Origin of the sequence: Bartonella capreoli (genome assembly GCF_902813205.1) — a bacterium.
GTDB classification, from domain to species: Bacteria; Pseudomonadota; Alphaproteobacteria; order Rhizobiales; family Rhizobiaceae; genus Bartonella; species Bartonella schoenbuchensis.
The window spans coordinates 1-942 of the sequence record NZ_CADDZX010000061.1; the positions used below are offsets into that span (position 1 = coordinate 1).

Consider the following 942-nt stretch of genomic DNA (forward strand, 5'->3'; position numbering starts at 1 on the left):
AATATAGATCAGAAACGATAACGTAGTCCTCCTGAGAAAGTACTTCCCGAAAAACCAGCTTTGGTTAATTTTTGCTGATAAACCACATCACCATGCAGAGCTATTTGAGACGACAACTGAGCCTGCACACCCACACCTGCTTCCATAGAAGAACCAAATGCACCTAATTGGAATGTATCTTTGAATTGCACAAACTGCTTTCCTCCAAAGCTACCCATAAGATGCAGCTTACCATAGAAGGACACTGAACGCCCCTCTCCAATTCCAGTAAGGAATTTGGTAAGACGCCCACCCAAACGCGTTGTTAATTGGCTAGGAGATCCTATTTTAATATCAAACTTACCAATATCCCGAGCAGAATTAAACATCAAATATTGATAAATAAGCTGCATCTGTGGCTCAAAAACAAAGCCTTCATATCCAGTCAAGAAAGCCTTACCACCTGTCAAAGCTGCACGCAGCGGTTTGCCCGTTATTCTTGCTGTTTTACCTCGTGCAAGTGTTTCTACATCTCCTCGAGATAAGCCATACGATAAAAGACCATTAACATAAAACCCCATATTATGCTGCAAACTAGCATAAGCCGTCACAGACCAGTGATCAAAATTGCTTTTCTTACTTTTTTCAACATCTTGAGGTTGGAGTGATAATTTACCATAAGTACCTATAACTCCAACAAATGCGCTATTTTGTTCGCTTTCTAATGTACTTAGTAGAACAGCTGCGTCTGCTGCGTGATAACCAAACTTACCACCATAACCATATTCTGAAGCAGACAAATCAGAAGTGTAGTTGTGACTACCACCATAACCACGTATGAAAAACGCCGGCTTTCCATTGAAAAATGGATCAAATGACGTCACCATTGTCCCCAACAGCTCAGTTTGATTGTTGATATCCATCAACCCAGCATAGAATAAAGCATTGGGTAAAAGCAGATAA

The 942-nt window shown here is 40.7% G+C and carries 1 protein-coding gene; it reads right to left on the reverse strand.

Annotated elements, in window-relative coordinates; translation table 11 throughout:
• Window positions 1-8: 8 nt before the first annotated feature.
• The coding region (locus J7R05_RS07280; RefSeq protein ID WP_208541769.1) for an autotransporter outer membrane beta-barrel domain-containing protein at window positions 9-942 on the reverse strand (934 nt) is incomplete at its 5' end.